This window comes from Psychrobacter piechaudii (assembly GCF_900162825.1).
Classification (GTDB): Bacteria; Pseudomonadota; Gammaproteobacteria; order Pseudomonadales; family Moraxellaceae; genus Psychrobacter; species Psychrobacter piechaudii.
Window position 1 is genome coordinate 14,455 of sequence record NZ_FUGE01000080.1, and the last position, 14,316, is coordinate 28,770.

Consider the following 14,316-nt stretch of genomic DNA (forward strand, 5'->3'; position numbering starts at 1 on the left):
ACGCCTAAAAAGACGGCTTAGTTGCCCTCTTTTACGAATAAGTAGCCCTTACTACGTACGGTTTTAATACGTTTTGGGTTTTCTGGATCATCGCCAATTTTTGGACGAATACGTGAAATACGCACGTCGATTGAACGGTCTTGACCATCATACTCAATACCACGTAGACGCTCAAAGATGTCTTCACGAGACAAGATACGACCTGCGTTAGAAGCCAATAACCATAGAAGATCATATTCAGCACTGGTGAAGTCAACTAACTCACCGTTTAGAGTCACTGAGCGGCCACCATTATCGATAACCAACTCACCAAACTCTAAACGCTGTGGTACTTCTTCAGAAGGTACATTTTCAGAACGACGTAATAAGGCACGGATACGAGCCAATAGAACGCGCGGCTGTGCAGGCTTAGCCACATAGTCATCCGCACCCATTTCTAGACCCAATACTTGGTCCATGTCTTCTGTACGGGCAGTTAACATCAAGATAGGGCTATGATAGTGTGGGCGTACTTCACGACAAACCGTCAAACCATCGCTACCTGGCAACATCACATCTAGAACTACCAAATCAGGTTGTTCATTAATGATACGGCGAATCGCACGGTTACCATCGGTTTCGATAGCCACATCCATACCATTCTTAACCAAATAATCTTGGGTTAACATGGCCAGACGCTCATCATCTTCAACGATTAAAATTCGTGGGGTTTGCTCTTCTTCACTTATAGACATTATTATTTCCTCAAAAAAATGAAACCTTACTTAGGGTTTTCTTTAACGTATTCAAGTCGATATATTAATAAACCGTTACAAGTCTTAGTATATATACATTAATCCATAATGTAATTAGTAATATACTCAATATTAGCACATAAAAAAACAGCCTAGTATAGGCTGTTTGATTATTTTGTTCAGGGTAAACGCACACTTTTAGGAATTCTATTTAAAATCAGATAGTTATGAATTTAGATTTTTATTTTCTAAGTTTATAAGTTACTGAAAATATTAATGTTTTTTAAAAGTATGCGTTTGCCCTGTTATTTTGATAAGCAGTTAACACTTACTCAACAGTTGACGCTGTTTGGTGTAGAGTACCTTACGCACGGTTACGATATTTTCTAATCGTTTGTAGCTGTGCAACAGACTCTGCTAGTGAGGCTAATGCAGCGTTTGTCTGTAGAGTTTCTGACTGGTTGGCAAGCATCTGTTCTGCTTGTTTACGAGCTTCAATAATTTTCGCTTCGTCTAAGTCGTCTGCACGTACTGCAGTGTCTGCAAGTACGGTAACTAACTTAGGCTGAACTTCAAGAACCCCACCAGAAACATAAATCACTTCTTCGCTACCATCAGGTAGTTGGATTCTCATTGAGCCCGGCTTTAATAGTGTAATAAGCGGGGTGTGACCAGCTAGGATACCCACTTCACCTTCACTACCCGTCGCAATTAACATACTGATCTCACCAGCATATATCTCTTCACGAGCACTAACTACTCGGCACTGTAAGGTTGCCATGCGACTCTCCGTTATAAACTCATTAACTTGCTAATTATTATTAACATCAGACTTTGATAGCTGATAATTTAATATCTCGGTAAGCAAGACATAACCCAACTTGGCTATGTCCTGCTTATCTACGACTATATAATTAAGCTCAGCTATTTAATTAAGCTGCAGACTTCATTTTTTCAGCTTTTGCTACCACTTCATCAATGCTACCAGCCATGTAGAACGCTTGTTCTGGTAGGTCATCATACTTACCGTCTAAGATATCACGGAAGCTTGAGATGGTGTCACGTAGTGATACATATTTACCAGGTGCACCGGTAAATACTTCAGCAACGTGAAATGGCTGTGATAAGAAACGCTGAATCTTACGAGCGCGGTATACAACCATCTTATCTTCTTCTGAAAGCTCATCCATACCTAGAATCGCGATGATGTCTTTAAGTTCTTTATAGCGCTGTAGAACTTCCTGAACACCACGAGCAACGTTATAGTGCTCTTCACCGATAACTAGAGGGTCTAGCTGACGTGAAGTTGAGTCTAGTGGGTCAATCGCAGGGTAAATACCTTGTGAAGCGATATCACGGCTTAGTACAACTGTCGCGTCTAAGTGAGCGAACGTAGTAGCTGGTGATGGATCCGTTAAGTCATCCGCAGGTACGTATACCGCTTGGATTGAAGTAATAGAACCCGTTTGAGTTGAAGTAATACGTTCTTGTAGTACACCCATCTCTTCGGCTAGTGTTGGCTGATACCCTACTGCTGATGGCATACGACCTAGAAGTGCTGATACTTCAGTACCGGCTAGCGTGTAGCGGTAGATGTTATCAACGAACAATAGAACGTCTTTACCTTTACCGTTTTCATCTTTCTGATCACGGAAGTATTCAGCCATAGTTAGGCCAGTTAGAGCAACACGTAAACGGTTCCCTGGTGGCTCATTCATCTGACCGTAAACCATTGCAACTTTAGAGTTGGTGAAGTTCTCTACGTCAACAACGCCCGCTTCTTGCATCTCGTGGTAGAAGTCGTTACCTTCACGAGTACGTTCACCCACACCAGCAAATACTGATAAACCTGAGTGCTTAAGAGCGATGTTGTTAATCAATTCCATCATGTTTACGGTTTTACCCACACCAGCACCACCGAACAGACCAACTTTACCACCTTTAGCGAACGGGCAAAGTAAGTCAATTACTTTGATACCAGTTTCTAATAGGTCTGTACTGTTAGCTTGCTCATCATATGATGGCGCTTGACGGTGGATTGACCACTTGTCTTCAGAGTTGACTGGACCTTGTTCGTCAATTGGACGACCTAAAACGTCCATAATACGACCTAGAGTCGCATCACCAACTGGAACTGTGATTGGGGCACCAGTGTTTGTTACTGGTAAACCACGCTTAAGACCTTCAGTAGATCCCATTGCAATAGTACGAACCACACCGTCACCCAGCTGCTGCTGAACTTCTAAAGTGGTTTCAGTACCATCTACGACTAACGCATCATATACTTGAGGCACGTCAGTGCGGTTAAACTCGACGTCAATAACTGCGCCAATAATCTGTACTATACGACCGCTACTCATGGCGTTCTCCTTGAACTTCTAAAAATATAGGTATGTCAATTAGGAAACAGCAGCAGCACCGCCGACAATTTCCGAAATTTCTCGGGTAATTGCCGCTTGACGCAGCTTGTTATAAACTAACTGTAAATCATTAATTAGGTCACCAGCATTATCAGTAGCAGCTTTCATCGCTACCATACGTGCTGATTGCTCTGAAGCAATGTTTTCCATGACCGCTTGATATACGATAGACTCGATATAACGGCCAAGTAAACCATCGACAAGTGTCTTGGCATCAGGCTCGTAGATATAGTCCCAGTTGATTTCCGCACGGATGCCTGAATCTTTATCAATAGCATCTGCAGGTAAGGGAACCAGCTGACTAATCATTGGCTTTTGTGTCATTGCGTTTACAAACTTATTGTAAACCACATAAATGCGATCTAAGTGACCTTTGGCATAATCATCAAGCATGGCTTGAACCGGAGCATTTAATTGCTCAAAGCTAGGATTATCACCATAATCAGTGACTGCTGAAGTTACTTTGCCGCCAAAACTCTTGAAAAAGCTAACGCCTTTAGAGCCGATTACAGCAAACTCAGCTTGCACAGACTGGTCTTGAAATTCTTGAACATGATGCATCAATTGCTTGAACAAGTTGATGTTCAATCCACCAGCCAAACCACGATCAGAAGTCACTAAGATATAGCCTACACGATTTACCTGACGGCTAGTCATATAAGGGTGCTTATAATCTGAAGAGGCGTTTACTAAGTGTGACACCACACGACGCATATTTTCAGAATAAGGACGACCCACTTCCATACGCTCTTGAGCACGGCGCATTTTACTGGCGGCTACCATCTGCATCGCACGCGTAATTTTCTGCGTACTTTTAATGCTAGTAACCTTAGCACGAATTTCTTTTAAACTTGCCATAACATTTCCAATTCGGCGGGGTTTAAATGAGGGTTAATCTATTACACACATTTCAAATAGTGCGATTAGCTTCACTAATCGCACCTTTGTTTATTTAGAACGTGTGGTTTTGTAGGAACGTTTCAACTGAAGCTTTCAAACGGCCTGCAATATCATCATTGTAATTTGCAGTGTCGTTGATTTCTTTCATAAGATCAGCTTGTTCGTCATACATGTAACGTAGGTAAGCTTCTTCCCAGGCGCCGATTTTTTCAACTGGGATATCAGATAAATAACCTTCGTTAGAAGCATAGATAACTGCGGCTTGTTCAGCAACTGACATTGGAGCATACTGCTTCTGTTTCATCAGTTCAGTCACACGCTCACCGTGTTCTAACTGTTGCTTAGTAGCATCATCTAGGTCAGAGGCGAACTGAGCAAACGCTGCCAATTCACGATACTGAGCCAATGCGGTACGAATACCACCTGATAGCTTTTTGATAATCTTAGTCTGAGCAGCACCACCAACACGTGATACTGAAATACCAGCGTTAACTGCAGGACGAATACCTGAGTTAAATAAGCTTGATTCTAAGAAGATCTGACCATCAGTAATAGAAATTACGTTGGTTGGTACGAATGCAGATACGTCACCGGCTTGAGTTTCAATAATTGGTAGAGCGGTTAAAGAACCGGTTTTACCTTTTACTTCACCCTTGGTGAACTCTTCAACATACTCTGCGTTTACACGTGAGGCACGCTCTAGTAGACGTGAGTGAAGATAGAAAACGTCACCTGGATAAGCTTCACGACCTGGTGGACGACGTAATAGTAGTGAAATCTGACGATACGCTACCGCTTGTTTTGATAGGTCATCATAAACGATTAACGCGTCTTCACCGCGGTCACGGAAGTATTCACCCATAGTACAACCAGAGTACGGAGCGATATACTGTAGTGCTGCTGGCTCAGAGGCTGAAGCAACCACAACTGTGGTGTAAGCTAAAGCGCCTGTTTCTTCCAGTTTACGTACTACGTTCGCGATGGTAGAGCGTTTCTGACCGATGGCTACGTACACACACTTAATACCAGAATCTTTCTGAGCAATAATAGCGTCAATAGCTAAAGCTGTTTTACCAGTCTGACGGTCACCAATGATAAGCTCACGCTGACCACGACCGATTGGAATCATGGTATCAACCGCTTTATAACCAGTCATTACTGGCTCATCAACTGATTGACGGGCAATAACACCTGGAGCAATTTTTTCTACTTTATCAGTTAGCTGAGCGTTGATTGGGCCTTTACCATCGATAGGGTTACCCAAAGCGTCAACTACGCGACCTAATAACTCAGGACCTACTGGTACTTCTAAAATACGGCCTGTGCAGTAAGCTTTTTGACCTTCTTGAAGACCTAGGTAATCACCCAAAACAACCGCGCCTACGGAGTCTTGTTCAAGGTTCAATGCCATACCATAGACATCGCCTTCAAACTCAATCATCTCACCGTACATTGCATCTTCAAGACCATGAATCTGTACAATACCATCAGATACTTTGACAATAGTGCCTTCATTCTTAGCGGTTGCACCTGTATCAAGGTCTTGAATTCGCTGCTTAATCAGTTGACTGATTTCTGCTGGATTCAATTGTTGCATTGCCTTGTTTCCTTTAATTTGTGATTGCCTGCTTACTCGCCGGATATAAAGCTTAAAATCTTCGTAAAATGTGTTGGAAGATAAAATATAAATTAAGCTTTTAATGATAATTTATTTTGATTACAGGTTAACTAATAAGCAACATCAACTATCATTATTATTAATAATGCGTTAAGCAGTTAGCTGTGTTTTTAACTGTTTTAATTTTCCACGCACCGAGTCATCAACAAGCTTGTCGCCAATTTTAATGGTGGCACCCGCTAATAAACTAGGATCTACATCTTCATGAAGAATCACAGCTGCATTTAGTGATTGCTCTAATCGACTTTGAATCATAGTACGTTGTGCGTCGTCTAACGGATAGGCAGACGTTACGTATACGTTGACTTGCTTGAGTGCTTTAGCGCGATGTAAACGATATTGCTCTAATACCTGTGGTAATAGGCTCAAACGCTCTTGTTCGGCAAGTTGATGCACAAAGTTTTTGATGGGTGTTGTTGCTACTGGTAGTTGATTAGACGACTGCCCCTGGGTAGAGGTTGCGTGTTCATCATAAACGCTGATTAATGCTTCAGCTTTTTGGTCAGCAGTAACAGCGGGGTTATCTAGCATTTGCACAAAGGCAGAATCACCGACCACGCTACTTGCGATCAACAAGAAATCTTCCCACTCACCAATGACTGAGTTTTCATGCGCATAATCAAATGCTGCCTTGGCATAGGGTCTCGCTAGTGTAGATAATTCAGCCATTATGTCCTCTTAGCCACATATTTTATGAAAAACTTTATATAAAACAAACCAGGTATAAGAAGTTGATTGGAGGTAAAGAGCCCTACTATCGCTGGTCTATAAAACCATAATTACTGCTAAAGCAGTTCATTATAAGATTCTATAAAGCTGAAGCTGAGTCACTTCAGCTCATCAACAATAGATATTAAGACTTAAATTTACCAATTAAAGCTTAGCTGCCAACTCTTCTAACATCTTGGCATGCTGTTGCGCATCAACTTTGTCTTTTAGAATTTGTTCAGCACCTAGTACTGCAAGCTCAGACACTTGACTGCGTAAACCTTCACGTGCTTGATTGATCTCAAGATCGATTGACTCACGGGCTTGCTGACGAATACGTTCGCCTTCAACTTCTGCCTGTGCTTTTGCTTCTTCGATAAGCTGGTTAGCGCTTTTATTTGCTTGTTCAATCAGCGCAGCAGCTTTAACTTTAGCTGTTGCAAGCTCTTGCTCAACTGATTGTTCAGCATTTGCTAAGTCCGACTTTGCCTTTTCAGCGGCATTAAGACCTTCAGCAATCTTCTGCTGACGCTCTTCAATGGCACCCATTAAAGCAGGCCAAATAAACTTCATGCAAAATAAAACAAATATTGCAAACGCTATGGACTGACCGATTAGGGTTAGATTAATATTCACACGATCACCTCTTTATTAATAAAAATCAGTATCATTGACCATTCGATATCTGATATAGCATTCCAAATAATTGCGAATGGTCAACAGGGGTCACTGATGTTTAAATTAAGCTAGAGGGTTAGCGAATAATAATAACATCGCAATACCAACACCAATCATTGGTACCGCATCTAGAAGACCGGCTACAATGAACATGCGAGTTTGCAATTGTGAGCCTAATTCTGGCTGACGTGCAACACTTTCTAGGAATTTACCGCCTAGTAATGCGAAGCCGATACCTGTAGCTAGCGCGCCTGCGCCGATTAGTATTGCTACTGCGATAACTGTGTAACCACCTAATACTGGATCCATTGATGTATCCTCATTTACCTATTGATTGATGAAAAATCTAACTAATTAATGTTCAGTTTGTGATGCTAGTGATAAGTAGATTATCGTCAACATCATAAAGATGAACGCCTGAAGGGTAATAATTAAAATATGGAAAATTGCCCAAGGTACTGATAATGCCCACTGAATCCAGAAAGGTAACAAGGCAATCAATACGAACACCAACTCACCTGCGTACATGTTACCAAATAAACGCAAACCAAGTGATACAGGTTTTGCAATTAAGGTAACCAACTCTAGGATTAAGTTGACTGGGAATAATAAAATCTTAGCGATTGGGTTTGAAGCACTGAACGGATGCATGGTAAGCTCACTAATGAAACCACCGATGCCCTTCTCTTTAATGCTATAACCAATAATTAAGAAGAATACCGAGAACGACATACCTAGTGTAGCGTTGGGATCTGTTGTCGATACAATCTTAAAGTAAACATGATGTGGATCATGACCCATAGCAGCACCAATTTTTTGGGCCAGTACTGGGATATAGTCGATGGGCATTAAGTCCATCAAGTTCATTAAGAAGATCCACACGAAAATTGTTAACGCTAAAGGTGCGATTAGTTTGGATGTACCGTTGTAGGAGTCACGGACGTTTGTGTCCACAAACTCAACAATCATCTCAATTGCAGACTGTAACTTGCCTGGTACCCCAGCAGTCGCACGCTTTGCTACGAACCAAAATAAGGCACAAAATATAATACCAAGTCCAAATGACCAAAGCATAGTATCCAAGTGAATGGCATTGAAGCCCATTCGACCTGCTTCTTCAGCAGTATGGGCAACTTTCCAGCCTTCACCTGGCAAATAGCCAAAGGTCCAGTTGGTTAAATGGTGTGCAATATAATCAGACGAGGATATTTCAGCTGCCATAATCTAAGCTTCTTATAAGTTTGTGTTAACCATTAATTTATTTAGCAAAACAAAAAATACATTTTTACTGAACACTTTACTATTTCTCTACTTATACTTTGCTAATTGACCTCTTCTCCTCTTTAAAGCAAGGAGATTTCTTCTGCAAGACGTTCAAGCCCGAACGCAAACCTAAGATATGGCAATTGCCTGCACGACACACCGTACACCTTAGGCTCTTATTCTAATCTAGTCCTACCGTTAGGATTGTCAATGACGCGAACTAGATTAGGGGTGTGTTTGGATCGTCCTCCCAGCTAAATTATTGCGTACGCGCAACTTGGTCTTAATTTAACTGTTTATTGTACGACAATAAATTTTGTGCTCAATTATTTCTGCCCTTATATTAATGCAGTGAGATATAAGTGTAAAGAAAACGTTTATTCTTTTTAACACAACCTTTCTGCATTCTTACAAAATTAGAAATTTACTAAATTTTAGATAAATCTTGCCGCGTATCATACACTGATTTACTAGCTTTGTAACAAAACTGATTACAATTCTCTGTTTCGATACTGCCACAATTTTTTAAAATCTTATTATTGCACTGATATGAAATCTAAAATAACACGCCTAGATTTCATAGTAATTAAATAGTCGTTAGCTGCTGTGGTTACGTTGCAAGCTACTTTAACTATTTTTTCGAATCTGCCAGAGGCTTATAAAGTGTCCTATTTGCATTGCAATAAATCCAAATATGACTGCGCCGGCAGAAATAGGGTGTATGATGATAAATACTAGGGCAAAGCCTAACATAACCACAAACCACTTAATGATCTGACCCAGATAGAGCTGGCTTACGATGGCCTGTCTGGCTTGTGCTCCGGTATATCGGAAAGCGAACCAAGCAAAGATACTCTGAGCAAACCAATTAATAAAAGCACCTAGTGCCACCCCTTTTGGGATGAGTAGGTTGCTTTTAAACAAAGTCATCTCTAATAGCCAGGCTATAACGATAATGATTAATAGACTACTCGACCTAAGCCGGGCTTGTCGTCTTAACTGAACTCGTTGTAGCTCTTTACGTTCTGACGCTCGTAGTGGCGTATTGGAATGAGTGGTCATGACTTTTCTATAACACAAAACGCCGACTATTATAATGAGGGCTTATGGGTAAAGCAAGAAAAAAACATTCTTTTGTCAAATACTTTTTTTATGCATGTCTGTAAGCAACGGTTATCAACTGTTTGAGATATATTTAATAAGTTAATAACACCCAAAAGCATACCCCTACCCTAGCTAACGAGTAGTATCAACTACGAACTAGAAGCTCAAGATAACAAGAGCTTGGCGCGTTGTCTACCTGATATGCACTCTTAACTAGGCAGGGAGATTGTAACTTAATTTTTAACGACCCGTGAGTCTATTTGACACTAGTTAGTCAGTTTTTTTTAAATACAATTGTTAATATCTTTCGCCAAAGCTGTCCACCCTGAAATAAAATCTTTTGCATCACTCATGTCTTCTTGCTGTATCGTGCTATTCACCGGTTTTAATTTAGGCAATACCCCTTTATTGCTATCAGACTGAAGTACCATACACATAGTAGGTTGTGGACGGGTCTTATTTAACCAGTGAAACTGACTGGCCTTAGGGGGAAGATGATGGTCAATGGTCAACGCACCCGCCAGCTTTAAGTTCAAGGCAGACTCAATATAGCCAAAAGCGTCATGGTAGGCCCAGTAGGGTCGACTGGTTTGGCTATTTACCTGAACCTGAGCGACTGCCTCATCCATCTGTTTGGCAAATTTCTGCACATTAGCGGCATAAACTGCCTTATATTGAGGGTTAGCTCGACTATAAAGAGAGCCTAGAGCACGGGTAATGGCTTTTGCATTATCTGGGTCTAGCCAAAGATGCGGATCTAAGGTGCCTTCAATAGCCTCTCCTTTTACATCACGTAGCGGCAAACGGTTGAACGCATTGAACCTAAATAGACTGATATTATTAGGGCTTTTGCCCACAGAATTGGCTAAGTTTGATTCTAATTGACTGCCAAACCAAACCACATAACGACTGTCTTTGACTGTTTTCATATCACTTGGACTTAGGCTGCCATGATGCCCCACATCCCCTGGCTGTAATAACAGCTTGCCCGAGGGCGCTCCTTTAGTCACAGCTTCACTGAGCAAAAATAGAGGATAATTACTAATCGCAATTTCTGTCTTGCTTTGAATGTGTTCGGGAATCACTGTCATTCTGGATCGTGACGTATCCGCATAGCCCTGAGTCTGGGCCTGGGTGTAATGGTGAGCATGATGATCTTCATGAGCATGATGGCCGTCATGAGCATGACTGCCCTGATTGTGATGGGCATGATCATGATGAGCCTGTTTATGATGACGGTCTTCAGCACTGGCTAAAGCGGCAGCCATCATTAGGATAGAGGCCGCTATACCCCCTGAAAATAGACGTTTGAAAGACATAATATTAGAAGGGTTATGCTTAACTGTGGACATAGTATTCTCAGTTGATGAAATAAAACAAAACTTTCTTAAAGAAAGATACAAAAATATTGATAGTAGATATGTTATACTATAACAATACAAATATTAAGACTTTTATAAAAAAATAACACCTAAGTTTGAGGCCATCTATGATTGATGCTGCAAAATCCCCCACCACTTATCAGAGTCCGCCTTGTGAGCATCAGGGTGCCCACTCACATGACGTCCATGATTTAAGCTCTGAAGATATTAGTCAGCGTCTACAGACTGCTGAGCAAATCTGTGCAGCCAAACAAGCGAGATTTACTCCTTTACGACGTACGGTGTATCAGCTCATTTTAGAATCAGAGAAGCCCCTAGGCGCTTATGATTTAATTCAAAGTTTGCAGCAAGACCGCGAAAAGCAAGCCGGAGATAAGGCGAAAATGGTGGCTCCCCCAACCATCTATCGTACTTTAGAGTTTTTATTAGAATTTGGCTTTATCCATCAGCTAACATCAATTAATGCGTTTGTGCCTTGCTGTCACCCTCGCGATGAACACAATGCTGTTTTTTTATTGTGCAATGACTGTCAGCGAGTTCAGGAATTTAGTGGATTGCCAGTGCAAGAAATTGTCGGCTATGTCAAAAATGAGGTGGGATTTAAAGTTGAGCAAAGCGTGATGGAGCTAAAAGGTCTATGCCAAACCTGCTCACCTGTTCCTTCTAATCTCTCAGAGGACGCTTAACTGATGGCCTTACCCAATCAAACCTCCTCTAAGCAGACCACTGAAGTTGATACCCAATCAACACCGCTGATGACTCTGGATAATGTCGGCTTTGAAGTCAGCGCCCGTGGTCTAAGCAAGTCTGATCAGGCTAGCTTGGCAAATGAAAGCTTACCTGCCAAAAAGGAGCAATCAGGCTCTAAACTTAGCGGTTGGCTTAGTGGTGCTCGTTCGGCAAAGACTACTGACAAAAACTCAGCAGACTCTCAATCTAGAGTGCTATTAAGCGACATCAGCCTGCAGATTCTACCGCGTGAAAAAATCAGCGTTATCGGTCCCAATGGTGCGGGGAAATCGACATTGATGAAACTTATCTTAGGGTTGATCCAGCCCACCTCAGGTCAGATTCACCGTCATTCCAACCTGCAGCTAGGCTATGTCCCACAAAAGTTCAGTGTGCCAGCTATTTTACCGCTGCGGGTGCAAGATCTGTTGGCTCAAACTGAAAAAAGACTGACCCCAAGTGAGCAAGAGTTTTTATATCAGCGCCTATCGGTCACTCCGTTATTAAAAAAGCAAGTTATTCATCTTTCAGGCGGTGAGACCCAGCGTATTTTGTTGGCCCGTTCATTGCTATCAAAGCCTAATTTGCTGATTTTGGATGAGCCGATGCAAGGTTTAGATCCTGAGAGTGAGCGCTGGCTGTATGAGTTTATTGACGATTTGCCAGAATTTTTGCAATGCGCCATGGTAGTTGTCTCTCATGATTTACACTGGGTGATGCGAGGCAGTCGCCGAGTCATTTGCTTAAACAAGCACATCTGCTGCGAAGGCCAACCAAGCGATCTTGGCGTATCACAAGAATTCAAAAAGCTTTTTGGTCATCAGTACGAGCAGCCTTATATTCATAAGCCGCACGACTGTCAGCACCATGGTCCGCATGCCCATTGATAAGCTGGCCTATGAAACCAGCTTATGCTTTGAAAGCTATAACCTTATTAAAATAACAAACTTTAGTGGAATACCGCTCGTATGCTAGTTGAATGGCTCGATATTATAGCCCCCGCTTGGATTGCCGGCAGTTTGTTGGCCCTATTATCTGCCCCTTTAGGCTGTCTGGTCCTGTGGCGACGCATGTCCTTTTTTGCCGATGCTTTAGCCCATGGCACTTTATTTGGGGTGGCCCTAGCAGCTTTATTGCAACTGCCCTTCGGCGTAGGTATCGCTTTGGTGAGTGTCATGGTGGTCATCGGCCTGATGTGGTTAGAAGATGAGCGCCTGCCTAGCGATGCCATATTGGCTGTTGTTTCAGTGTCTATGCTGTGTTTGGGTCTATTAACTTTAACTCATTTGACTCAAATGCAGGCGAATGTCTTGGGCTATCTATTTGGTAATCTGTTGGAGGTCGGCTGGAGCGACCTGCCTATCTTGTCGGCTTGTGTCGCGCTTGGCATCGGTTTTTTAATTTATATTTGGCGTCAACAGGTCATTCTAGCAACGCACACTGATTTAGCTCAGGTCTCTGGAATAAATGCCACTCGCCAGCGGTTGTTTTTCATGGGGGTCTTAGCAGGATTTTGTGCTTTGGCCCTTCAGGCTGTCGGTAGCCTACTTATTAGTGGTTTATTGATTTTGCCAGCACTGACCGCCAGACTTTGGGCTCACTCCCCGAAGCAAATGGTTATTTTTTCAGTTATTTTGGCACAGCTTGCGGTAACCGGTGGGGTTTGGGGCAGTGTTCTATTTGACATCCAAACCGGCTTGGCGATCGTCCTAGGCTTAGCCATAGCATTTTTTATGGCATTTATCGTGTCTCGAGCCAGCTAATAGTGCCTTGATAACCCAAAGCATCCCTACTAAAAGCACCCCTACTAATAGTGAAGGAAAGGTTTGTTATGCCAGTTTCTGATAGCTCTGTCGAATTCGTAAACTATCCTCCGACTCAGATAACTACTGAAGATGGGGTGATTAATATACTACAGCTGACCGATCCACACTTATATCTAGATCCTGATACTGAAACGGCTGGTATTAATAACTATCAGAGTTTTACTGCTTGTCTGCAGCAGGCACTAAATGAAAACATCCGTTGTGACTTGATTTTATTGAGCGGCGATTTGGTGAATGAAGTTAAGCCTGAGATTTACCAAAACATTTATCAGTTGCTTGAGAAAACCGGCATTCCGTTCGTTTGTATAGCCGGTAACCATGATGTCACCGATGAGCTAGACACTCATCTACCTTTCTCTGAGCGCCGTTTTGAGGCGCATAAACCCAACACTCTACTCCTCTCTCGTCACTGCCTTACTTTAAATGACTGGCGCTTACTGCTAATTGACAGCAGTGTTCCTGGCGAAATTTATGGCACTGTGGGTAACAAAAACCTAAACTGGCTATCGCAAAAATTAGCAAATAGTCATCATCCTGTCATAATTGCCATGCATCATCACGTGCTGCCCATGGATTCTGCTTGGATTGATCATCATATCACTAAAGATGCCGAAGAATTTTGGCAACAGGTTGAAGGTTATCCTGCAGTGAAAGCGATAGTGAGTGGTCATGTGCATCAAAATTTTGAATCTCAAAGAGCGGGAATCAAAGTATATGCTACCCCCTCTACTTGTTATCAATTTAAGCCAAAATCTGATAACTTTGCTATTGATGACCAAGCAGTTCCCGGCTACCGTTGGTTAAGCTTAACTAAACAAGGCATTATAAAAAGCTGGATAACTAGTCTAGAAAATAAAAAGGCTTAAAGCAGATTTAATTGCCTGCAGGTTATTG

General features: G+C 42.0%; 15 protein-coding genes. 4 read left to right on the plus strand and 11 right to left on the minus strand.

The window, feature by feature from the left end; genetic code table 11:
- Nucleotides 1-17 precede the first annotated feature (17 nt).
- The 11 genes from A1019T_RS03365 to A1019T_RS03415 all read right to left on the minus strand — a co-directional run bounded on the left by A1019T_RS03365 (nucleotide 18) and on the right by A1019T_RS03415 (nucleotide 10,837).
- Entirely contained in the window at nucleotides 18-728 is a 711-nt protein-coding gene (locus A1019T_RS03365) for a response regulator (protein ID WP_077450443.1), read from the minus strand.
- A gap of 370 nt (nucleotides 729-1,098) precedes the next feature.
- Nucleotides 1,099-1,515, minus strand: a complete 417-nt coding sequence (locus tag A1019T_RS03370) for a F0F1 ATP synthase subunit epsilon (protein ID WP_077450426.1) — start codon at nucleotides 1,513-1,515, stop codon at nucleotides 1,099-1,101.
- A 151-nt stretch (nucleotides 1,516-1,666) separates the two neighbouring features.
- Nucleotides 1,667-3,094 carry a F0F1 ATP synthase subunit beta gene (gene atpD, locus A1019T_RS03375; RefSeq protein ID WP_077449387.1) on the minus strand — a complete coding sequence of 476 codons (1,428 nt, stop codon included), beginning with the start codon at nucleotides 3,092-3,094 and terminating at the stop codon, nucleotides 1,667-1,669.
- A gap of 39 nt (nucleotides 3,095-3,133) precedes the next feature.
- Nucleotides 3,134-4,012 (minus strand): F0F1 ATP synthase subunit gamma, encoded by an 879-nt coding sequence (gene atpG / locus A1019T_RS03380; RefSeq protein WP_077450427.1) that lies wholly within the window; start codon nucleotides 4,010-4,012, stop codon nucleotides 3,134-3,136.
- A 94-nt stretch (nucleotides 4,013-4,106) separates the two neighbouring features.
- Nucleotides 4,107-5,651, minus strand: a complete 1,545-nt coding sequence (atpA, locus tag A1019T_RS03385) for a F0F1 ATP synthase subunit alpha (protein ID WP_077450428.1) — start codon at nucleotides 5,649-5,651, stop codon at nucleotides 4,107-4,109.
- Nucleotides 5,652-5,822: 171 nt separating this feature from the next.
- On the minus strand, nucleotides 5,823-6,401 hold the full coding sequence (locus tag A1019T_RS03390) for a F0F1 ATP synthase subunit delta (protein ID WP_077450429.1): 579 nt from the start codon (nucleotides 6,399-6,401) through the stop codon (nucleotides 5,823-5,825).
- A gap of 204 nt (nucleotides 6,402-6,605) precedes the next feature.
- Complete coding sequence (locus A1019T_RS03395) at nucleotides 6,606-7,076, minus strand: F0F1 ATP synthase subunit B (protein WP_077449391.1); 471 nt, start codon at nucleotides 7,074-7,076, stop codon at nucleotides 6,606-6,608.
- Between the two features lie 105 nt (nucleotides 7,077-7,181).
- The gene (atpE, locus tag A1019T_RS03400) at nucleotides 7,182-7,427 is read right to left on the minus strand and encodes a F0F1 ATP synthase subunit C (protein WP_077450430.1); all 246 of its coding nucleotides are present in this window, start codon (nucleotides 7,425-7,427) and stop codon (nucleotides 7,182-7,184) included.
- Between the two features lie 45 nt (nucleotides 7,428-7,472).
- The gene (gene atpB / locus A1019T_RS03405) at nucleotides 7,473-8,339 is read right to left on the minus strand and encodes a F0F1 ATP synthase subunit A (protein ID WP_077449393.1); all 867 of its coding nucleotides are present in this window, start codon (nucleotides 8,337-8,339) and stop codon (nucleotides 7,473-7,475) included.
- 669 nt (nucleotides 8,340-9,008) lie between these two features.
- Nucleotides 9,009-9,443: an ATP synthase subunit I gene (locus A1019T_RS03410; protein WP_077450431.1), complete on the minus strand. Its 435-nt coding sequence runs from the start codon at nucleotides 9,441-9,443 to the stop codon at nucleotides 9,009-9,011.
- A 326-nt stretch (nucleotides 9,444-9,769) separates the two neighbouring features.
- Nucleotides 9,770-10,837 (minus strand): metal ABC transporter solute-binding protein, Zn/Mn family, encoded by a 1,068-nt coding sequence (locus A1019T_RS03415; RefSeq protein ID WP_244156520.1) that lies wholly within the window; start codon nucleotides 10,835-10,837, stop codon nucleotides 9,770-9,772.
- 137 nt (nucleotides 10,838-10,974) lie between these two features.
- Between A1019T_RS03415 and A1019T_RS03420 the strand changes: the two genes are divergently transcribed.
- From A1019T_RS03420 to A1019T_RS03435, 4 genes are all read left to right on the plus strand, one after another.
- A complete protein-coding gene (locus A1019T_RS03420) occupies nucleotides 10,975-11,553 on the plus strand; it encodes a Fur family transcriptional regulator (protein ID WP_077450432.1) in 579 nt (192 codons plus the stop codon).
- A 69-nt stretch (nucleotides 11,554-11,622) separates the two neighbouring features.
- Nucleotides 11,623-12,483 (plus strand): metal ABC transporter ATP-binding protein, encoded by an 861-nt coding sequence (locus A1019T_RS03425; RefSeq protein ID WP_077450445.1) that lies wholly within the window; start codon nucleotides 11,623-11,625, stop codon nucleotides 12,481-12,483.
- Between the two features lie 81 nt (nucleotides 12,484-12,564).
- Complete coding sequence (locus A1019T_RS03430; RefSeq protein ID WP_077450433.1) at nucleotides 12,565-13,359, plus strand: metal ABC transporter permease; 795 nt, start codon at nucleotides 12,565-12,567, stop codon at nucleotides 13,357-13,359.
- 68 nt (nucleotides 13,360-13,427) lie between these two features.
- Nucleotides 13,428-14,288: a metallophosphoesterase gene (locus A1019T_RS03435; protein WP_077450434.1), complete on the plus strand. Its 861-nt coding sequence runs from the start codon at nucleotides 13,428-13,430 to the stop codon at nucleotides 14,286-14,288.
- The last annotated feature ends 28 nt before the right edge of the window (nucleotides 14,289-14,316 follow it).